This is a genomic window from Mycolicibacterium grossiae (assembly GCF_008329645.1).
Taxonomy (GTDB): domain Bacteria; phylum Actinomycetota; class Actinomycetes; order Mycobacteriales; family Mycobacteriaceae; genus Mycobacterium; species Mycobacterium grossiae.
This window is the reverse complement of record NZ_CP043474.1, coordinates 385,416-404,022: the sequence shown is the minus strand read 5'-3', so window position 1 is coordinate 404,022 and position 18,607 is coordinate 385,416. Positions and strand designations below refer to the sequence as shown.

The 18,607-nt window shown below is 70.6% G+C and carries 22 protein-coding genes; 9 read left to right on the top strand and 13 right to left on the bottom strand.

Translation table 11 applies throughout. The annotated features are described in order from the left end of the window. Positions 1 to 11: 11 nt before the first annotated feature. Both FZ046_RS02030 and ygfZ read right to left on the bottom strand, forming a co-directional pair. Positions 12 to 206 carry a DUF3073 domain-containing protein gene (locus FZ046_RS02030; RefSeq protein ID WP_070356379.1) on the bottom strand — a complete coding sequence of 65 codons (195 nt, stop codon included), beginning with the start codon at positions 204 to 206 and terminating at the stop codon, positions 12 to 14. 146 nt (positions 207 to 352) lie between these two features. Next, positions 353 to 1,432 (bottom strand): CAF17-like 4Fe-4S cluster assembly/insertion protein YgfZ, encoded by a 1,080-nt coding sequence (ygfZ, locus tag FZ046_RS02025; RefSeq protein WP_070356378.1) that lies wholly within the window; start codon positions 1,430 to 1,432, stop codon positions 353 to 355. A gap of 39 nt (positions 1,433 to 1,471) precedes the next feature. Here ygfZ and FZ046_RS02020 point away from each other — a divergent pair, with 39 nt between their 5' ends. Both FZ046_RS02020 and FZ046_RS02015 read left to right on the top strand, forming a co-directional pair. After that, positions 1,472 to 2,338, top strand: coding sequence for an aminotransferase class IV (locus FZ046_RS02020; RefSeq protein ID WP_149484175.1), 867 nt, complete (start codon positions 1,472 to 1,474; stop codon positions 2,336 to 2,338). A gap of 346 nt (positions 2,339 to 2,684) precedes the next feature. Beyond that, complete coding sequence (locus FZ046_RS02015) at positions 2,685 to 3,800, top strand: alpha/beta hydrolase family protein (protein ID WP_246182994.1); 1,116 nt, start codon at positions 2,685 to 2,687, stop codon at positions 3,798 to 3,800. 30 nt (positions 3,801 to 3,830) lie between these two features. Here FZ046_RS02015 and FZ046_RS02010 read toward each other — a convergent pair whose 3' ends face one another. The 8 genes from FZ046_RS02010 to lmeA all read right to left on the bottom strand — a co-directional run bounded on the left by FZ046_RS02010 (position 3,831) and on the right by lmeA (position 8,033). Next, positions 3,831 to 4,076, bottom strand: a complete 246-nt coding sequence (locus FZ046_RS02010) for a hypothetical protein (protein ID WP_070355062.1) — start codon at positions 4,074 to 4,076, stop codon at positions 3,831 to 3,833. Then, positions 4,076 to 4,735, bottom strand: a complete 660-nt coding sequence (locus FZ046_RS02005) for a heme-binding beta-barrel domain-containing protein (protein WP_070355063.1) — start codon at positions 4,733 to 4,735, stop codon at positions 4,076 to 4,078. The genes FZ046_RS02010 and FZ046_RS02005 overlap by 1 nt, the downstream gene beginning before the upstream one ends. A 203-nt stretch (positions 4,736 to 4,938) precedes the next feature. Further along, positions 4,939 to 5,241 (bottom strand): DUF1416 domain-containing protein, encoded by a 303-nt coding sequence (locus FZ046_RS02000; protein ID WP_070355064.1) that lies wholly within the window; start codon positions 5,239 to 5,241, stop codon positions 4,939 to 4,941. 1 nt (position 5,242) lies between these two features. Further along, complete coding sequence (locus FZ046_RS01995) at positions 5,243 to 6,076, bottom strand: sulfurtransferase (protein WP_070355065.1); 834 nt, start codon at positions 6,074 to 6,076, stop codon at positions 5,243 to 5,245. A 35-nt stretch (positions 6,077 to 6,111) separates the two neighbouring features. Then, entirely contained in the window at positions 6,112 to 6,573 is a 462-nt protein-coding gene (locus FZ046_RS01990) for a DUF4395 domain-containing protein (RefSeq protein WP_070355066.1), read from the bottom strand. 91 nt (positions 6,574 to 6,664) lie between these two features. After that, positions 6,665 to 6,757, bottom strand: coding sequence for an Ms5788A family Cys-rich leader peptide (locus FZ046_RS28270; protein WP_407664439.1), 93 nt, complete (start codon positions 6,755 to 6,757; stop codon positions 6,665 to 6,667). Between the two features lie 29 nt (positions 6,758 to 6,786). After that, positions 6,787 to 7,221, bottom strand: coding sequence for a thioredoxin family protein (locus FZ046_RS01985; RefSeq protein ID WP_070355067.1), 435 nt, complete (start codon positions 7,219 to 7,221; stop codon positions 6,787 to 6,789). After that, complete coding sequence (gene lmeA / locus FZ046_RS01980; RefSeq protein ID WP_070355068.1) at positions 7,218 to 8,033, bottom strand: mannan chain length control protein LmeA; 816 nt, start codon at positions 8,031 to 8,033, stop codon at positions 7,218 to 7,220. Before lmeA ends, FZ046_RS01985 begins: the two co-directional genes overlap by 4 nt. Before the next feature lie 180 nt (positions 8,034 to 8,213). Here lmeA and FZ046_RS01975 point away from each other — a divergent pair, with 180 nt between their 5' ends. The 6 genes from FZ046_RS01975 to pstB all read left to right on the top strand — a co-directional run bounded on the left by FZ046_RS01975 (position 8,214) and on the right by pstB (position 13,950). Next, complete coding sequence (locus FZ046_RS01975) at positions 8,214 to 8,993, top strand: winged helix-turn-helix transcriptional regulator (RefSeq protein ID WP_070355096.1); 780 nt, start codon at positions 8,214 to 8,216, stop codon at positions 8,991 to 8,993. Further along, positions 8,990 to 9,895: a mycothiol synthase gene (mshD, locus tag FZ046_RS01970; protein ID WP_070355069.1), complete on the top strand. Its 906-nt coding sequence runs from the start codon at positions 8,990 to 8,992 to the stop codon at positions 9,893 to 9,895. The genes FZ046_RS01975 and mshD overlap by 4 nt, the downstream gene beginning before the upstream one ends. A gap of 120 nt (positions 9,896 to 10,015) precedes the next feature. Then, positions 10,016 to 11,149, top strand: a complete 1,134-nt coding sequence (gene pstS, locus FZ046_RS01965; protein ID WP_070355070.1) for a phosphate ABC transporter substrate-binding protein PstS — start codon at positions 10,016 to 10,018, stop codon at positions 11,147 to 11,149. A 48-nt stretch (positions 11,150 to 11,197) separates the two neighbouring features. Continuing rightward, positions 11,198 to 12,253, top strand: a complete 1,056-nt coding sequence (gene pstC, locus FZ046_RS01960; RefSeq protein WP_070355071.1) for a phosphate ABC transporter permease subunit PstC — start codon at positions 11,198 to 11,200, stop codon at positions 12,251 to 12,253. Beyond that, on the top strand, positions 12,250 to 13,164 hold the full coding sequence (gene pstA / locus FZ046_RS01955) for a phosphate ABC transporter permease PstA (RefSeq protein ID WP_070355072.1): 915 nt from the start codon (positions 12,250 to 12,252) through the stop codon (positions 13,162 to 13,164). Before pstC ends, pstA begins: the two co-directional genes overlap by 4 nt. Positions 13,165 to 13,173: 9 nt before the next feature. Further along, positions 13,174 to 13,950, top strand: coding sequence for a phosphate ABC transporter ATP-binding protein PstB (gene pstB / locus FZ046_RS01950; RefSeq protein WP_070355073.1), 777 nt, complete (start codon positions 13,174 to 13,176; stop codon positions 13,948 to 13,950). 51 nt (positions 13,951 to 14,001) lie between these two features. Here pstB and FZ046_RS01945 read toward each other — a convergent pair whose 3' ends face one another. Next, positions 14,002 to 14,976, bottom strand: a complete 975-nt coding sequence (locus FZ046_RS01945) for a quinone oxidoreductase family protein (RefSeq protein ID WP_070355074.1) — start codon at positions 14,974 to 14,976, stop codon at positions 14,002 to 14,004. Between the two features lie 81 nt (positions 14,977 to 15,057). Here FZ046_RS01945 and FZ046_RS01940 point away from each other — a divergent pair, with 81 nt between their 5' ends. Continuing rightward, the gene (locus FZ046_RS01940) at positions 15,058 to 15,558 is read left to right on the top strand and encodes a MarR family winged helix-turn-helix transcriptional regulator (RefSeq protein WP_070355075.1); all 501 of its coding nucleotides are present in this window, start codon (positions 15,058 to 15,060) and stop codon (positions 15,556 to 15,558) included. Here the strand turns inward: FZ046_RS01940 and phoU are convergent. Continuing rightward, on the bottom strand, positions 15,555 to 16,223 hold the full coding sequence (gene phoU / locus FZ046_RS01935; protein WP_070355076.1) for a phosphate signaling complex protein PhoU: 669 nt from the start codon (positions 16,221 to 16,223) through the stop codon (positions 15,555 to 15,557). The two genes, FZ046_RS01940 and phoU, sit on opposite strands and share 4 nt — an antisense overlap. Positions 16,224 to 16,313: 90 nt before the next feature. Next, the gene (locus tag FZ046_RS01930) at positions 16,314 to 18,470 is read right to left on the bottom strand and encodes an LCP family protein (protein WP_070355077.1); all 2,157 of its coding nucleotides are present in this window, start codon (positions 18,468 to 18,470) and stop codon (positions 16,314 to 16,316) included. Between the last annotated feature and the right edge of the window lie 137 nt (positions 18,471 to 18,607).

Below are 18,607 nucleotides of genomic sequence, written 5' to 3'. Positions count from 1 at the left end.
CGGACGGGCGGCTAGCGGCGCCAGTCGTCCTCGTCGGCCCAGCGATCCGTCAGATCACCGTCGACGTCGTCGAAGGCACGACCGTTCGTGTCTACGGGGGCGTTCGACAGCTCGCGTTGGAGCTGCCCGAAATCGGTCTGCGGCGAGCTGTACTTCAGCTCGCGAGCGACCTTGGTCTGCTTTGCCTTTGCTCGGCCGCGGCCCATGGGGGACCCCCTCGCGCAATAACGGAGCGGCCCGAAGTTCAGGCGGCTCCGATCTGAGTGTATTTATCGTCCTGACGACACCTTACCGTGCGCAAAGGTTCTGCGCTGGCAGGCCCGGCCCTGCAGCGTCGCCGGGCCTTTCGGAGTCAACGCGCGCGGCCGCGTAGACGTTCCACGGCGAGCCGTCCGGCACCGCCCTGGTCGGGACCGGGCAGCGAATCGGGGTCGATCGTCGCTGCGACGGCCACCTCGCCGCCGGTCGTCAGCGCGGTGTCGGCGGGCAGTCCGCGTTTGAGCAGCGCCAGCGCGATCGGGCCCTCGTCGACGTGGTCGACCACGGTGCCCAGCCGGCCCACCGCCCGCCCGCCCGCGAGCACCGGGTCGCCTGGCGACGGCCGATCGGTATCGCCGTCGAGGTGCAGCAGCACCAGCATGCGAGGAGGTTTGCCCAGGTTGTGCACCCGCGCGACGGTCTCCTGGCCGCGGTAGCAGCCCTTGTCGAGGTGTACGGCACCCTCGCCGGGCCCCCCGATCCAGCCGACCTCGTGCGGGATGGTGCGCTCATCGGTGTCGACGCCGAGGCGCGGTCTCAGCGCCGCGACGCGCAGCGCTTCATAGGCCCACATCCCCGCTGGTCGCACGCCCACGTCGGTGAGTCGGCCGTGCCAGTCGGCGGCGGTGTCGCGCGGAACGACGAGATCGACCTCCCGGAGGCCGAGGCGGCGCAGGAACCCACCGCCGGGCAGCGGCGTCGCCGACCACGGGTCGGGCAGCGCAGGCATACCGAGGGTCTCCAGCAGCGGTGCCTCCTCGACGCCCGGTCCGAGCAGCGACAGCACCGTCAGGTCGGCGGTGCCGACCGTCACCTCCGACCAGAAGACCATCTTGGTGAGGAACGCCGCGAGGGGCTGGGCGCGGGTGGCCTCGGTGTCGAGGTACGTGACGCCGTCGAGGTCGACCTGCAGCCAGTGATCCTCCACACGACCCTGGCCGTCGAGACTGGAGTTCTCGGTCACGACACCCTCGCCGAGCGCGCTCACGTGCTGGCTGGAGATCGTGTGCAACCAGGTCAGGCGGTCCTTGCCGGACAGTGTCAGCACGGCGCGCGGCGAGCGGTCCACGACGACGACGGCGTCGGTGGCCGACCGCTGCTCGCCGAGGGGATCGCCGAAGTGCCACGTGGCGCCGGCATCGGGTCCGGACTCGGGTGCGGGAACGGCGGACATGACTCAACTCTACGAGCCTGCTGGCTATCGTCGTCGCCCATGGCAGACGGTCCGCAGGCGAGTGTGCGGACGGTGGCCGTCTCCTGGGACGGCGCCCTTCCCAAATCGATCGGGGAGGTGGATCCGCACCGGGCGGTGCTGCGCGCGGACGAGCCGATGGCGGCGCGCGGCGCGGGGGTGTTCGAGACGCTGCTGGTGCGCGAGGGCCGCGCCTGCCTGCTCGACGCGCACCTGGCGCGGCTGGCCGCATCCGCGGCGACCGTCGGGCTGCCCGCACCCCGGGACGCCGAGGTGGCCGTGACCGCGGCGCTGCGCCGGTGGCCGGGCGGCGAGGCCATGCTGCGCGTGCTCTACGGCGCGGGTCGTCACGGACCGCGGGGGTTCGTCACGGTGTCGGCGCTGCCCGCGCGGGTCGGCGACGCGCGCCGGGACGGCGTGGCCGCGGTGACCGTCGACCGCGGCGTGCCGGCCGATCCGCCGGGACCGTGGTCGGTGGCGACGGTGAAGTCGATGTCCTACGCGCTGTGCACCGCGGCACAGCAGCATGCCCGGCGAGCCGGTGCCCAGGACGCCGTGCTGGTGTCCTCGGACGGCTACGTCCTCGAGGGAGCGCGCGCGGCGGTCCTGCTGGTGCCCACACCCGGCGAGCTGCTCACCATCGGGCCGGCCGCGCCGGTCCTGCCCAGCATCACCGCCCGCGCGACGCTCATCGAGGCGGCGCGCCGCGGCTGGCGGCTACGCAGCGGGCCGGTGCGCGTCGCCGATCTCGTGTCCGCGCAGCAGGTTTGGCTGCTGTCGAGCGTCACGCTGGCGGCGCGCGTCCACACGCTCGACGGCGTGACGCTGCATGCGGGGGACGCCGGCGGCGACGTCGCCCGGCTCGTCGTGGAGGCGGCCACCGCGTGATCGCGCTCCGCGAAATCCGGTTGTCGGCGTGCGACTTCGGGAGTACGGTCGCTCGTACACAGGAAGGGAGGTGGTCCGTCAAATTGAGTGACTTATGGACATGTGAGGTGGCTGCCCGCTAGCAGCACCGGGAGGTTCGTGTCACGGGGCCCGATCGGTGCCCCACGCGCTCGATGCACCTGCGCGCGCTAGCGAATTCCCGGCAGTCACCCGGCCCCCGAGCCCCTCGGCCCGTCCGCCAAGGAACCACGGCTCGGGGGCCGCTCCATGTCCGGGGCCTACCGTGGCAGGGGTGCGTCGACTCGTCCTGCCGCTCCTCGCGGTCCTCCTCTCGGGGTGCACCGCCCTGCTCTCGGGATGCACCGCCACCCCTCCGGCACCGGCCGCCGGCGACATCCCCGCTCCCGGCACGCTGCTCGCGTCCGAGCCGCTCGCGGCGGCACTGAGCCTGCCCGGCGCCGACCGGGCGTTCCGCTTCCGCTACGCCACCACCGACGTGCGCGGGCAACCGGCCGTCAGCACCGCCGCGGTGTTCCTGCCGCCGGGCACGCCGCCTCCCGACGGGTGGCCGGTGCTCGCCTGGGCGCACGGCACCGTGGGCCTCGGCGACGACTGCACCCCCTCGGCGCATCCGCGCGGGGAGCGCGACGCCGAGTACCTCGACCACTGGCTCGCGCAGGGGTACGCCGTGGTCGCCAGTGACTACACCGGTCTCGGGACACCGGGCCTGATGAGCTACCTCAGCACCACGGCGACCGCGCACGCCGTCGTCGACTCGGTACGTGGCCTCCACGACCTCGCCCGCGCCGAGTCCGTCGCGCTGTCGCCGCGGTGGGTGGTCGTCGGCCAGTCACAGGGTGGCGCCGGTGCCGTGGCCACCGCGCGGTACGCGACGGAGTTCGCGGCCGACAGCGGGCTGGACTACCGCGGGGCCGTCGCCACCGGCACGCCGGCGTTCCTCGAGGACCTCGTCGCCGGGGCGGGTCCGGACCTCGCGCTGCCGCCGGGCCTCGGTCCGATCGCCACGGCGTACTCGGCCTACATCCTGGCCGGCTTCCGGGACGCACGACCGGACCTCGACGTCGACGCGACGCTGTCCCCGGCGGGTCGGGATGCGGTCGACCGTGCCGAGCGGCTCTGCACCGCGGATCTGGCCGCGAGCCTCGACGGCGTGACGCCCGACGAGTTGTTCCGTGCGCCGTTGGCGTCCGTGCCGGGCGTACGGGACGCGTTGACCGCGTACCTCGGGATCCCCGTCACCGGCTACGACCGGCCACTGTTCCTCGGCGTGGGCCTTCGGGACCGCGACGTGCCGCCGTCGTCGTCGCTGCGGCTCGCCGACGCCCTGCGGGCGCACGAGCAGCCCGTCGAGTTGCACGTCTACCCCGACCAGGACCACAGCGGCACGGTGCTCGCCTCGCTGGGCGACTCGACGCCGTTCCTGCGGCGGGTGCTCGGCTGACCCGTTGGTCGGCGAGCTGCCGGGCACGACCTAGTTCGCGGGTCCGGGGGCCATGTCGGCGCACGCCTCCTGCGCCGCTGCCCAGGTGGCGGGGTCGACGCCGGGAGGCGCGGCGGGGCCGGCGGGCGGCGACGAGACACCGTGCGCGCTGAGGCAGTTGGCGTAGGAGCCGTGCTCGGAACCGGGCGAGCTGGGGGCCGGCTGCGGATCAGTGCTGGACGAACATGCCGTCAGAGCGAGGACCAGGGCGGCGCCCGCGACGGCGGTGCGCCGCACTAGCCGACGTACCGGGACAGGCGGGCGGACAGGTGCGGCACCAGCCCGCCGTCGGCGTCGACCCGCTCCTCGACGTAGGCCAGATCGCCGCCCTCGATGATTCCGTACAGCCGCTTGGCGCCGCCGACGAGGACGCCGGACTTGCTGCGGGCCAGCGCGTCGGTGGCCAATTCCCAGGACGCCTGGTTCAGCGGCGTGCCGTAGAACAGTTCGATGTAGCCGGCGGAGTGCGCGAGCAGGAGTTCGATCGCCTGCGACTCGGCGGGGTCGGCCGGGTCGTGCACGAAGCGCCAGTACCCGGTCTCGCGGAGGTCCGGGCCGCCGTACTCCCCGGTGTCGGACAGTCGCCACGACCGCGACTCCCAGTTGAGGTACTCGCCGCCGTCGTGGGACACCACGATCTGCTGTCCGAAGCGGTAGTCGCCGTCGGCGTCGTGGCCGGACCCCTCACCGCGCCACACGCCGACCAGGGGAAGCAGCGCCAGCAGTGCGTCGTTGAACTCGACGCCCTCGCGCAGGTTGGCGGTGTCGGCGGGCACCGGGAGGTCGTCGAACGCCGGCACGTTGCGGGCCGCGGTCTGCTTGGCGCGCTCGGCGGCAGCGGCCACCGCGCGATCGCCGGACCCCGGCGTCACGGGGGTCGGATCGTCGGAAGTCACGCCTCGTCGGTGATGAGCCGGTAGATGGCGTACAGCGCGAACCAGGTGATGACCACGACGGCCACCACCAGCAGGATCTCGAAGAACAGGACCACGGACGTCAGTCTAGAACGTCGCGGACACCCGAAACGACCAGGTACCGCCCCGCGCGCGTGCGTGATTTCTCACGAGTGAATCGCGCGCAGGACGGCCCGTCGGCCGGATCAGGCGACCTTGACGTCGACCTCGTGGATGCCGGCGCCGGACGGGGCGACGGTGGCGTCGCCGTTGCCGACCTTCGACAGGGCGCGCAGGGTCCAGGTGCCGGGCGCGGCGAAGAACCGGAAGTCACCGGTGGCCGAGGCGACGACCTCGGCGGTGAACTCGTCGCTCGAGTCCAGCAGACGCACGAACGCCCCGCCGACCGTCTGGCCGGAGCCGTCGACGACGCGGCCGGTGATCACCGTTTCCTTCTCTAGGTCGACACCGGCGGGCAGCGTCAGTCCTTGCTTGGGGGCAGAGCACATATCAGTTTCCCAACTCGATCGGGGCACCCACCAGGGAGCCGTATTCCGTCCAACTACCGTCGTAGTTCTTGACATTCCTGTGGCCGAGCAGCTCCTGCAGCACGAACCAGGTGTGCGACGAGCGCTCGCCGATGCGGCAGTAGGCGATGGTCTGCTTCTCGCCGTCGAGGCCGGCGTCGGCGTACAGCTTGGCCAGGTCATCGTCGGACTTGAACGTGCCGTCCTCGTTGGCCGCCTTGCTCCACGGGACGTTGATCGCGCCGGGGATGTGGCCGGGACGCTGGCTCTGCTCCTGCGGCAGGTGCGCGGGCGCAAGGATCTTGCCGGAGAACTCGTCGGGGGAGCGGACGTCCACCAGGTTCTTCTCGTTGATCGCGGCGATGACCTCGTCGCGGAAGGCGCGGATGTCGTTGTTCGGCGCCTTGGCGGTGTACGACGTGGCCGGCCGGTCCGGCGCGTCCTTCACCAGCGGGCGGCCGTCGAGTTCCCACTTCTTGCGGCCGCCGTCGAGGAGCTTGACGTCCTCGTGGCCGTAGAGCTTGAAGTACCAGTAGGCGTAGGCGGCGAACCAGTTGTTGTTGCCGCCGTAGAGGATCACGGTGTCGTCGTTGGCGATGCCCTTGTCGCTGAGCAGCTTGGAGAACTGTTGCTGGTCGACGAAGTCACGGCGCACGGGATCCTGCAGGTCGGTCTTCCAGTCCAGCCGCACCGCGCCGGCGATGTGGCCGTCGTCGTAGGCGCTGGTGTCCTCGTCGACCTCGACGAACACCGTGTTGGGGGCGTCGAGGTTGTTCTCCGCCCACTCGGCGGAGACCAGGACGTCGGAACGTGCCATGGAGGGGAATCCTTTCGGTTGCGTGTGGGTGTCTCTTACGACGATGGGGCGGGTGCCCGGCGCAGACGAGCGACGAGCGGGTACAACTGGCAGCCCAGGCAGATGCCGAAGGCAGCGTTGAGGAAGGCCGCGACGAGCGCAAGCGCGGTGGCGCCGAGGCCGAGGCCGATGAGGCCGGTGGCGAAGCCCAGGGTGCCGACGACGGCGAAGGCGAACCCGACCGCCTGCGCGAACTTCAGCGGCGGCACCGGCTCGGTGGCCCGCACCGGGCCGAGCCGCGGGGCGATCAGGGTGGCGAAGATCCGACCGTAGGGGTGCCGGCGCGGCCCGCCGACGGCGCCGACGGCGAAGACCACGGCCTGCAGCCCCAGCAGGACCGCGGCCGCGACGGGGCTGACGGCGGACAGGGCCAGGGTGGCGACGATGACGACCGTGGTCACCCACGCGGTGAAGCGGGGACCCCGGACGTCGACCTGTGCGATGTTCTGGTCCGACATGGAGGTGCTCCTCGAGGTGCTCTTGTCATCGGGTTTCGCGGGCATGCCGCGACGGCCTGCTCGGAGTGCGGCACGGACGACGCGCGGCTACTCAGCAGCTACGACAACAACAGCAACAACCCGCGACGCGGCACAGGTCGACTGCGCGGCGCTTGGTGAGCAACGGCTCGAGGCGGGGTGACACGACCGACAGCCTACCCAACGACGTGCGCGTCAGGCCAATAACGGTTGGAGCGCCGACCGCAGGTCAGCGGCCTTCGGCACGCCGTTGATGCGGAACTGGGGCCGCCCGGAGGCGTCGAACACGATGGTCGTCGGCAACGAGAGCACCGAAAGGCGCTTCGCGGCCTCCGGGTTCTCGTCCATGTCGATCTCCACGTGCGCGACCGTGCTGCCGTCGCGGGCGAGGTCGGCGACGACCTGGTCGACCACCCGTCGCACGGCTGCGCACGGCCCGCACCACGTCGCGGTGAAGTGCAGCACCGTCGGGTCGGTGGTCGACAGACCCAGGCCGGAGGTGTCCACGTCGGCGGCCTTCGCGGCGTCGCGGATCATGCCCGCCCGCAGCGTGATCAGTCGGCCGATCACGTACGCCACGCCCAGCGCGGCGACCAGCACGGCCACGACGACGATCACCGAGGAACTCATGACTGTCTGAACCCGTCGACCGGCACGCTTACTCCCTCCGCGATGCCTTCCACGATGACGTCGGAACCGCGCGCGCCACCACTGGTCGGTGCGATCCCGAACGGCAGCTTCATCCCCGGCAGCGTGGTGGTGAAGGCCGCGAGCACCGCGGGCAGGACATCGTCGGGCACCTCCTGGTCGGCGGTGTTCGGTCCGGTGAGCACCCCGGTCGGGGTGAGCACGACCGTGGTCCGGTCGGCGCCGACGATCGTCAGGTCCACCGCGATGCTCACCTTCTCGTCGAAGCCGCTGGCGCTGGGCGTGCCGGTGAAGACCAGCCCGCGGCTGTCCGAGATGCCCGATTCGGTGGTCCCGCCGGTGGCGTCGTTGGTCTCCCGCGACGGCGCCTCGACCAGCAGGTCGTCGATGCCCATGTAGCGGCCGAGGTGGGTGGAGTCGACGATGATGCGGCTCTCCACCTTGCCGACGCCGAGCGACTCACCCGCGGTGATCAGCCAGCTGGACTCCGGCACGCTGACGGTGTGCAGCGTCGCCTCCAGCGACGTCGTGCCCACCACGGGGTGGTCGACGCCGCTGGCCCGCACCTCGACCTCGCGGAAGCGGCGATCGGCGGCCTGGGTGGCGAAGGGGAAGCCGAGGATGCCCACCCAGGGGTCGGCAGTCAGCCCGTTGGCGGCGCGCAAAACCCGCGACCAGCGGTATTCGGCGTAGATGGCGCCGCCGAAGTCGACGCCGACGGCTGCCACCAGCAGCGACGTCACCGTCGCGACGAGCACGATCAGCAGCCTGCGCACCCGGACATTCTGGACCATCGATCACCGGCCCCGGCGCTCAGCGCGGCCAAACCGCAGGTGGCACGCTATCGTGGGACGATCGCTGGCCGGTAACGGCCACGTGTCAGCCATGAATCTGGGCTGTGACCGGGCTTCGTCGGCGTCGCTGTCGCCGTGGACGGACGCCGGGATGGTCCCGGAGGCATGTGGGAGGACCCGTTGGATCTATTGCTACTGACCGTCGACCCGCAACCCGAATCGGTCCTGCCCTCGCTCGCGCTGCTGGCCCACAACGTGCGGTCGGCGCCCACCGAGGTGTCCTCGCTGTTGGAAGCCGGCACCGCCGACGTCGCGATCGTCGACGCCCGCACCGACCTCGCCGCCGCCCGCGGGCTGTGCCGGCTGCTCGGCAGCACCGGGACGTCGGTCCCCGTCGTCGCCGTGGTCAACGAGGGTGGCCTGGTGGCCGTCAACGTCGAATGGGGTCTCGACGAGATCCTGCTGCCCAGCACCGGGCCCGCCGAGATCGACGCGCGGCTGCGCCTGCTCGTCGGCCGCCGCGGCGGCAGCGCCGACCAGGAGAGCGTCGGCAAGGTCAGCCTCGGCGAGCTGGTCATCGACGAGGGCACCTACACCGCCCGGCTGAAGGGCAAGCCGCTCGACCTCACCTACAAGGAGTTCGAGCTGCTGAAGTACCTGGCACAGCACGCCGGGCGGGTGTTCACCCGCGCCCAGCTGCTCCAGGAGGTCTGGGGGTACGACTTCTTCGGTGGCACCCGCACCGTCGACGTGCACGTCCGACGCCTGCGCGCGAAGCTCGGACCGGAGTACGAGTCGCTGATCGGCACCGTCCGCAACGTGGGCTACAAGGCCGTCCGCCCCGCGCGCGGCCGCCCGCCCGCGCCGGGCGTCGAGCTGGGCGACGACGTCGACGACGAGGACTACGACGCCGTCGACGGACTGTCCGACCCGTTCGTCGACCCGCTGCGCACGCAGTGAGCCGAGCCATCGACTGGCGTGACGCGCTGAGCGACGCCGAGCAGCGTCACGTCCGTGACGTCGTCGACGCCGCGACGGCACACGACGGCATCGCCCCGGTCGGCGACGGAGTCCTGCGCGAGCTGCCGCACGCCCGCACCCGCCACCTCGTGGCCACCGAGGACGACCGGATCGTCGGCTACCTCAATCTCGCCGCGGCGACGGACGAGGCGCCCGCGATGGCCGAGGCCGTCGTGCACCCCGGGGCGCGCCGCCGGGGCATCGGCGCGGAACTCCTCCGCACCGGCCTCGCCGCGGGCGGCGACGGCGCCCGGGTGTGGGCGCACGGCAACCTCGCGCCGGCGCGGGCGGTGGCCGCGACGCTGGGTCTGGTCAGCGCGCGCGAACTGTGGCAGATGCACCGGTCGCTCGCCGACCTCCCGCCGGTGACGGTGGCGCCCGGCGTCGTGCTGCGGACCTACGCCGGCCCGGCCGACGACGCCGAGCTGCTGCGGGTGAACAACGCCGCCTTCTCCTGGCATCCGGAGCAGGGCGGCTGGACCGAGGCCGACGTCGCCGAGCGCCGGGCCGAGCCGTGGTTCGACCCGGCCGGTCTGTTCCTGGCCGTCGACGGCGACCGCCTCGTCGGCTTCCACTGGACGAAGATCCACTCGCGCGGGTCGGGCGACGGTGACCCCCCACCCCTCGGCGAGGTCTACGTCGTCGGCGTCGATCCGGCCGAACAGGGCAGGGGCCTGGGCGCCACGTTGACGCTCGTCGGACTGCATCATCTGCGCGACGAACTCGGCCCGTCGGGGACCGTCATGCTTTACGTCGAAGCAGATAACTCGCAGGCCGTCCGGACGTATCAACGGCTCGGTTTCGAGGTGTTCAACGCGGACGTCGCGTACACCTTCCGTTAGCCCGCCAGCTGTGAGATCGCTGAGCGAGTTCACGGTTCGTTCACCTTCCATCCCCGAGCCGTCCATGACGGCCACATACGTTGCCGGAGGGTTCGAAGCCGTCAACGGAAAGTGGGATCAGTGAAGCTCAATCGCATCGGCAAGGGCATGGGAACGGCACTCACGATGACCGCCGCCACCGCCCTGCTGCTGACTGCATGTGGCAGCGACAACAACTCGGGCAGCTCTTCGTCCGGGGGCTCCTCGTCGGGTAGCGCGTCCGCCTCGTCGGCCGACTGCGCGGGCAAGGCCTCGCTGACCGCCGAGGGTTCGACGGCACAGCAGAACGCCATCGCCGAGTTCAACAAGGTGTGGGGCCAGGTCTGCTCCGGCAAGAACCTGTCCTACAACCCCACCGGCTCGGGCGCCGGCCGTGAGCAGTTCATCGCCAAGCAGGTCGACTTCGCCGGCTCGGACTCCGCGCTGAGCAAGGAGCAGATCCAGCAGGCCGCCGACCGCTGCGGCGGCAACCCGGCGTGGAACCTGCCGCTTGTCTTCGGCCCGGTCGCGATGGCCTACAACGTCGACGGCGTGGACAAGCTGGTCGTCAACGGCGACGTGCTGGCCAAGATCTTCCAGGGTCAGATCACCAAGTGGAACGACCCGGCCATCGCCGCGCTGAACAGCGGTGCCTCCCTGCCGGACACCGACATCAAGCCGGTCTATCGCTCGGACTCGTCGGGCACCACCGACAACTTCCAGAAGTACCTGGGCGCGGCCGCTCCGCAGTCGTGGACCAAGGGCGCGGGCAGTGAGTTCCAGGGCGGCGCCGGCGAGGGCGCGCAGAAGTCCTCGGGTGTCGTGCAGGCCGTGCAGGCCACCCCGGGCGCCATCGGCTACGTCGAGAAGGGCTTCGCCCAGCAGGCCGGCCTGAAGATGGCCCAGATCGACAACGGCGCCGGCGCGGTCGAGCTGACCGACGACACCGCCAAGAAGGCCATCGACGCCGCCAAGTTCGCGGCCGAGGGCAACGACCTGGCGCTCGACCTGAACTCGATCTACGGCACCAAGGAGTCCGGCGCCTACCCGCTGGTCCTCGCCACCTACGAGATCGTGTGCTCGAAGGGCTACGACGCCGACACCGCCGCCGCGGTGAAGTCGTTCCTGACCGTGGCCGCCAACGACGGCCAGGCCAACCTCGCCGCCGCCGGCTACGTGCCGCTGCCGGACGCCTTCAAGGAGCGTCTGGTCACGTCGATCAACGCGATCGCCTGACCACTCGCGCAACGGCAGGATTGAGATGAGGATGGGGTCCGGTACCAAATGACCGACAGGGTCTCCGACGGGATGACAGTGACGACACCAGATCCGACCGGAGCGGGGTCGGGCGAGGCACTTGCCGCGCCCATCCCCGAGCCGGACCCCATCTCCACCAATCCGAACAAGGGCGGCAAGGTCCGCCTGGGGGACCGCGTCTTCCGCGGTCTGTCCGAGGGCGCCGGCATCCTGATCGTCGTCCTCATCGGCGCGATCGGGGTGTTCCTCCTGATGCGCGCCATTCCGGCGCTCGCCCGCAACGAGGTGAACTTCTTCACCTACGGCGGCAACTGGATCACCACCGACACGTCGGCGATGACGTTCGGCATCCTCGACCTGCTGCAGGTGACGGTGTTCGTGTCGGTCTTCGCCCTGCTGCTGGCGATGCCGATCGCGCTGGGCATCGCGATCTTCCTGACCCAGTACTCGCCGAAGCGTCTCTCCGGTCCGCTGGCCTACATGGTGGACCTGCTGGCCGCGGTGCCGTCGATCGTCTACGGCGTGTGGGGCCTCTACGTCCTGGCGCCGGTGCTCAAGCCGTTCGCGGTGTTCCTCAACGAGAACCTGTCCTGGCTGTTCCTGTTCAAGACGGGCAACGCCTCGGTCGCCGGTGGCGGCACGATCTTCACGGCAGGGATCGTGCTGGCCGTGATGATCCTGCCGATCATCACCGCGGTGACCCGCGAGGTGTTCGTGCAGACCCCGCGCGGCCAGATCGAGGCCGCCCTGGCCCTCGGCGCGACGCGCTGGGAGGTCGTGCGCACCACGGTGCTGCCGTTCGGCCTGTCGGGCTACATCAGCGGCGCGATGCTCGGCCTCGGCCGCGCGCTCGGTGAGACCATCGCCCTGCTGATCATCCTGCGCGGTACGCAGACCGCGTTCAGCTGGTCGCTGTTCGACGGCGGCTACACCTTCGCCAGCAAGATCGCCGCCACGGCGAGCGAATTCAACGACCAGTACAAGGCGGGCGCGTACATCGCCGCCGGCCTGGTGCTCTTCATCCTCACGTTCGTGGTGAACTCGGCGGCGCGCGCCGCCGTCGCCGGAAGGGGCGCCAAGTGACCTCGACCCTGGACCGCCCGGTCAAGCAGCCCACGTTCCAGGGTGTCAGCGGACGCCGGAAGCTGACCAACAACATCGCCACCGTCCTGGTGACCGCCTCGGTGCTCGTCGCGCTGGTGCCGCTGCTGTGGGTGCTGTACTCGGTGATCACCAAGGGCCTGACGGCCATCACGCAGGCGACGTGGTTCACCAACTCCCAGGCCGGCATGACGGCCTTCGCCGCCGGCGGCGGCGTCTACCACGCATTGGTCGGCACACTGCTGCAGGGCATCGTCTGCTCGATCATCTCGATCCCGATCGGCGTGCTGGTCGCGGTCTACCTCGTCGAGTACGGCGGCGGCACGCGGCTGGGCAAGGTCACCACGTTCATGGTCGACATCCTCACCGGTGTGCCCTCGATCGTCGCGGCGCTGTTCATCTACGCCCTGTGGGTGGCGACGCTGGGCTTCGAGCGCTCCGGCTTCGCGGTGTCGCTGTCGCTGGTGCTGCTGATGATCCCCGTCATCGTGCGCGCCACCGAGGAGATGCTGCGCATCGTCCCGATGGATCTGCGCGAGGCGAGTTACGCACTGGGCGTGCCGAAGTGGAAGACGATCGTGCGCATCGTCATCCCGACGGCGCTGTCCGGCATCGTCACCGGCGTCATGCTGGCCCTGGCTCGCGTCATGGGTGAGACGGCGCCGCTGCTGATCCTGGTCGGTTACGCCCAGGCGATGAACTTCGACATGTTCGGCGGCTTCATGGGATCGCTGCCCGGCATGATGTTCGACCAGATCTCGGCCGGTGCCGGCGCCAATCCCGTACCGACGGACCGGCTGTGGGGCGCCGCCCTCACGCTGATCCTGCTCATCGCGATCCTGAACGTCGCGGCCCGTCTGGTCGCCAAGATCTTCGCCCCGAAGAAGGTATAGGAGCACCTCATGGCCAAGCGCCTCGATCTCAAGGACGTCAACATCTACTACGGCGCCTTCCACGCCGTGTCGGGCGTCAGCCTGTCGGTGGAGCCGCGCAGCGTGACGGCCTTCATCGGTCCGTCGGGCTGTGGCAAGTCGACGGTGCTGCGCACGCTCAACCGCATGCACGAGGTGATCCCCGGCGCCCGCGTCGAGGGCTCGGTGCTGCTCGACGGCGACGACATCTACGGTGCCGGTGTCGACCCGGTGGGCGTCCGCAAGACCATCGGCATGGTGTTCCAGCGCCCGAACCCGTTCCCCACCATGAGCATTCGCGACAACGTGGTGGCCGGCCTGAAGCTGCAGGGCGTGCGGAGCAAGAAGACGCTCGACGAGGTCGCCGAGCGGTCGCTCAAGGGCGCCAACCTGTGGAACGAGGTCAAGGACCGCCTGGAGAAGCCGGGTGGCGGCCTCTCCGGTGGTCAGCAGCAGCGGCTGTGCATCGCCCGTGCGATCGCCGTGCAGCCCGACGTGCTGCTGATGGACGAGCCGTGCTCGGCGCTGGACCCGATCTCGACGCTGGCCATCGAGGATCTGATCTCGGAGCTGAAGCAGGACTTCACCATCGTCATCGTCACGCACAACATGCAGCAGGCTGCGCGCGTGAGCGACCAGACGGCGTTCTTCAACCTCGAGGCGACCGGCAAGCCCGGCAAGCTCATCGAGATCGACGACACCGAGAAGATCTTCTCGAACCCGACGCAGAAGGCCACCGAGGACTACATCTCCGGCCGCTTCGGTTAGCGATTTCGGCGCGCTGACCGTCGCTGAGCGAACGTCAGCGCGCCGAAATCACTAGGGGACGAGGACGACGCGGGTGCCGGACGGCTCCGGGGTGGTCCACACCCGCTCGACGTCGGCCAGCGGCCGCTCGGCGGTGGCCAGGTGCAGCCGCCCGTCGGCGACCATGTCGAACAGCAGCGGCAGAGCCTCGGTGCGCGAACGCGCGATCACCTCGGGCGGGATGCTGCCGAAACCGATGCCGGACACCGTGATCGCGGTGCCACGCAGGACGCCGGCCGGCAGCGCGATCTCGTCTCCGGCCATCGAGCCGATCTGCACCCACCGGGTCGGGTGATAGTGCGTGGACGGGTGGCTGGCGGCCAGGGCGCGCAGGGTGACGGCCGCGGGCTCGCCCCACAGGTAGTCCAGGACGGCGTCGAAGGGTTCGGCGGCGTGCAGTTCGCCGACGCGCGTCGCGAGGTCTTCGTCGCGCATCGCGATGGCGTCGTCGGCGCCCACGCCGAGTAACCAGTTCAGCCGCTCGGCGTCGCGTCCGGCGACCGTCACGTGCCCGGCGCCGAACATGGACGTGGCCAGTTGCACCGCGGTGGCGCCGGTGACGCCGGTGGCTCCCAGGACCAGGATGCGCTGGCCCGGCCGGATCGCGGCGCCGTGTGCGAGCGCCATCCATGCCGACGTGCCGGGGTTGGGTAGCGCGGCGGCGGTCACCGAGTCGACGCCGGCCGGGATCTCGACGGTGCCGGCCGGATCGATCGCCGTCCGCTCGGCCATCATGCCGTGGGCGCTGATCGCGCTGGCGTAGACGCGGCGGCCGTCCTCGAGCCGCGCGACGCCGTCCACCCCGGGGATGGCCGGAAGCCCGATTTCCCTGCTGGCGTAGTGCTTTCCGGACACGATGCCGCGGGTCAGGTTGGTCAGTGCCGACGCCTCGACCGTGGCGACGACGGTGCCGTCGCGCGGTTCGGGGTCGGGCACCTCGGTGTAGGTCGGGGGCGTGCCCCAGGCATGGACGACGGCGGCGTGCATCGGTCGCTCCTTGGTTTCGCGGTAGATGGTTTCTATGGAAACAATGTACGTCGCCCGGATGGCGGTGGCAAGATGGTTTCCATGAAAACCAAGTCGTCGCTGATCGCCGAGATCGACGGCCTGATGGGGGCGCTCGGCATCGAGTTCGGTGGTGACGGCGACGGCGACGCCGAGCGGGACTTCCTGGTCGAGCGGTGCCCGGAGCGCCTCGAACCTCTGGCACGCACGCTGCCCACGCTGTCACTGCACCTGCTCGCCGGGATCGCCGACGGCCCGGTGAGCGTGGTCGGTCTGGCCGCCCGCTCGGGTCAGCTCAAGGGCACGGTGTCCAAGCACGTGCAGCGCCTGGTGGAGGCGGGGCTGGTGGAACGCACGCCGGTGCCGGGCAACCGCAAGGAGGTGGAGCTGCGCCTGACCGCCGATGGCGCTCTCGTCGAACGCGCGCACGACGCCCTGCACGCCGAGATGGCGGCCGGCATGCGCGCATTCCTGAGCCGTTACCGCGTAGCCGATCTCGAGGTGATCGAGACGGTGTTGCGTGACCTGCTGGCCGCACGCGCCCGCGGGCTCGGCAGGGCCTAGCTGGGGGTGGGCAGCTCGGCCTCGTCGGGGAAGTGGCCGGTGACCTGGAAGATGACGCGGCGGGCGACCTCGACGGCGTGATCGGCGAAGCGCTCGTAGAACCGGCTCAGCAGCGTGACGTCGACGGCGGCGGTGACGCCGTGCTTCCACTCCCGGTCCATCAGCACGTTGAACAGGTGTCGGTGCAGGTCGTCCATCGCGTCGTCTTCCTCGCGGATGGCGGCGGCCTTCTCGGGGTCGCGGGTCAGCAGCACCTCCTGCGCGCTGTTGCCGAGTTCGACGGCGACGCGGCCCATTTCGGCGAAGTAGCCGTTGACCTCCTCGGGCAGGGCATGCGCGGGGTGCCGGCGGCGGGCGATCTTGGCGACGTGCAGCGCGAGCGCACCCATGCGGTCGATGTCGGCGACGATCTGGATGGAGCTGACGATCGCCCGGAGGTCACCGGCCACCGGCGCCTGCAGCGCCAGCAGCACGAAGGCCGCCTCCTCGGCGCGCACGCTCAGGGCGGTGATGTGCTCGTGGTCGGTGATGACCTGCTCGGCGAGCACCAGGTCGGCCTGCAGCAGGGCCTGGGTGGACCGCTCCATCGCAACGCCGGCAAGCCCGCACATCTCGCCGAGGAGGTCCGACAGGTCGGCCAGCTGTTCGTGGTAGGCGGTACGCATGGACGAAAGCCTACGTTCTGCGTCCCCGAGCCGTCATGACGTCGCAGGTGAACGGACGGTGAATGCCGCCCGCCGGTCGACCGTCCGGTCTCAGCCCTCGCAGCTGGTGTCCGCCGCGTTGGTCACCGTGAGATCCTCCGGCAGCTGCGTCGGCTCGCTGCTGGTGCCCTTGACGACCTGTACCTGCACCGGCGAGCCGCTGGGGGAGGGCGCGGCGACCGTGGAGAAGTCCGATCCCAGCACGACGCGGATCTCGTCACCCATGCCGGACACCCGCTCGATCGTGGGGTTGGCGAAGGACGAGGCGACCGTCGCGGCGGCCTCCTCGTTGCCGGCGGAGAAGAACACCGTCGTGTGGTCGAGCGGGCCGGGGTAGTCGTCCGGCTCGACGACGTTGAACCCGTGCGCCTTCAGCTCGCTGGCCGCCGTCGACGCGAGGCCGTCCTCGCCGGTCGAATTCGACACCCGCACCGTCACCGTGCCGGGGTCGGTGGTGACGGCGGCGACCATCTCGCCGTGCGCATCGGGCGCGGCCTGCTCGGCGCTGGGCGGCGCGCCCGGAACCGGTGTGTCGTCGGCGTTGCGCTCCTCGGGCAGCGGGTCGTCGTTGATGATCGCGTCGAACAGCGCGCGCATGTCGTCGGTGCGGGGCACCTCGTTGCCGTACTCGTCGGCGTAGCCCACCGTCGGGACGGTGACGAACGTGATGCGGCCGGCGTTGACGCCCTGCACGGACTGGCCGAGGTCGACGAGATCCTTGGTGTTGATGTTGTCGACGTAGCTGTCGGCGATGAACATGTTGACGACGTTGTTCAGCTTGCTCAGCGAGAAGAACGTGTCCTTGCTGATCAGCGAGCGCAGCAGGGACGACAGGAACAGCTGCTGGCGTTTGATGCGGCCGTAGTCACCGTTGGTCTCGGTGGTCACCTGGCGGGCGCGCACGTACTGCAGTGCGGTGTGCCCGTCGACGATCTGCCGCCCGGCGGTGGGCAGCACGGTGCCCAGCTCGTAGTCCTCGAGCGGCGTGGTGCTGCACACCTCGACGCCGCCGAGTGCGTCCACCATGGTCTGGAAGCCGGCGAAGTCCACGGCCATGAAGCGGTTGACCGACAGGCCGGAGAGCTTCTGGATCACCTTGACCAGGCACTTCGGACCACCGACGGCGTATGCCGAGTTCAGCTTGGTCTCGGTGTACACCTTCTCCATGCCGTACATCGGCGACTCTTCGTCGGTGATCGGGCCGTAGGCGCGGGTCTGCGGATCCCACGGCTCGCACTCCTGCGGCTTGATCGACAGATCGCGGGGGAACGACACCGCGACCACGCGTTTGCGGTTGGCGGGGATGTTCACCAGCATCACCGTGTCCGAGCGGGCGCCGGCGGCGTCGTCGGTGGTGCCCGCTCCCATGTCGCTGTTGGCGCCGAGGCGGGTGTCGGTGCCGACGATGAGGAAGTTCTCGTCACCGAACTGGGCGTTCGGATCGAGGATGTCGCGCGAGTTGGGGTCGAGCGCGGCGACCTTGTTGAGGCTCTGGTTCTTCATCGACTGCCACTGCCAGGCCGCGCCCGTCGAGCCGAGGGCGACGACCGCCACCATGGCCGCTGCGATGCGGCCCGCCACGCGGGCGGATCTGCGGGTGCGGCGGCCGCGGACCGCGGGCAGCACCGTGGTCTCGTCGGTGCGCTCCGGTGTCGCGGCCGGGCGCGGGGTACCGCTGAGCACCGGCAGCTCGTCGGCGTGCGCGGGCAGCGCCGGGAAGACGTCGGTCTCCGGGTCCCCCACGGGCGCAGCGGCGATGGGCCACGCCGAGAACGGCGGCACCGGGGTGCGCTCGGGCTCGGGTGTCGGTTCCGGTTCGGGCGCCGCGTCGGTCTCGTGCTCGTCGCGGCTGCGGTGCCGGGCGCGCTCGGCACGGGATCCCGGGCCGGCGGTGCCGGCGAGCTTGGCGATCAGATCGGCGACGGTGACGCCGTCGGTGTGGTTGCCCGCCGGCGCGTCATCGATTGCGGAGTCATCGACAGCGGCGTCACCGACAGCGGAGTCGCCGACGGCGGAATCGTCTGATGCGTCATTCGTGCGGTCGTCGGGGCCCGTTGATCGGGCGGCACTGAAGCGATCCGAGGTCGATCCGCGCTCCCACGGCGCGGCGCCTCGCGCTCGGCGCGGGGATCGGGTAAGCCATTGGTTGTCGTCGCCGGACGAGTCCGAGCGCCGACGGCCAGGAGTGGCGTCGTCACCGTCACTCATGTCCTGATGGCCTCCGACTTCGCCCGTGGGCGCACATTTCGTTGCTTACGTGTTGCTAGTCCTTCTAGCAGCACGGCGGGGGCTCCGCCAACTGGAGCCGATCGCGACCGTTCGTCGCACGAATCCTCATCGTATCG

Excerpts from the sequence above, each read along its gene's own strand:
- FZ046_RS01990 (WP_070355066.1), bottom strand. The coding sequence starts at position 6,573 with ATGTCGGACCAGAACATCGCACAGGTCGACGTCCGGGGTCCCCGCTTC.
- pstB (WP_070355073.1), top strand. The coding sequence starts at position 13,174 with ATGGCCAAGCGCCTCGATCTCAAGGACGTCAACATCTACTACGGCGCC.
- ygfZ (WP_070356378.1), bottom strand. The coding sequence starts at position 1,432 with ATGTCCGCCGTTCCCGCACCCGAGTCCGGACCCGATGCCGGCGCCACG.
- FZ046_RS02020 (WP_149484175.1), top strand. The coding sequence starts at position 1,472 with ATGGCAGACGGTCCGCAGGCGAGTGTGCGGACGGTGGCCGTCTCCTGG.
- FZ046_RS01985 (WP_070355067.1), bottom strand. The coding sequence starts at position 7,221 with ATGAGTTCCTCGGTGATCGTCGTCGTGGCCGTGCTGGTCGCCGCGCTG.
- FZ046_RS01940 (WP_070355075.1), top strand. The coding sequence starts at position 15,058 with ATGAAAACCAAGTCGTCGCTGATCGCCGAGATCGACGGCCTGATGGGG.
- phoU (WP_070355076.1), bottom strand. The coding sequence starts at position 16,223 with ATGCGTACCGCCTACCACGAACAGCTGGCCGACCTGTCGGACCTCCTC.
- FZ046_RS02000 (WP_070355064.1), bottom strand. The coding sequence starts at position 5,241 with ATGTGCTCTGCCCCCAAGCAAGGACTGACGCTGCCCGCCGGTGTCGAC.
- FZ046_RS02030 (WP_070356379.1), bottom strand. The coding sequence starts at position 206 with ATGGGCCGCGGCCGAGCAAAGGCAAAGCAGACCAAGGTCGCTCGCGAG.
- FZ046_RS01930 (WP_070355077.1), bottom strand. The coding sequence starts at position 18,470 with ATGAGTGACGGTGACGACGCCACTCCTGGCCGTCGGCGCTCGGACTCG.
- FZ046_RS01995 (WP_070355065.1), bottom strand. The coding sequence starts at position 6,076 with ATGGCACGTTCCGACGTCCTGGTCTCCGCCGAGTGGGCGGAGAACAAC.
- lmeA (WP_070355068.1), bottom strand. The coding sequence starts at position 8,033 with ATGGTCCAGAATGTCCGGGTGCGCAGGCTGCTGATCGTGCTCGTCGCG.
- pstC (WP_070355071.1), top strand. The coding sequence starts at position 11,198 with ATGACCGACAGGGTCTCCGACGGGATGACAGTGACGACACCAGATCCG.
- FZ046_RS01945 (WP_070355074.1), bottom strand. The coding sequence starts at position 14,976 with ATGCACGCCGCCGTCGTCCATGCCTGGGGCACGCCCCCGACCTACACC.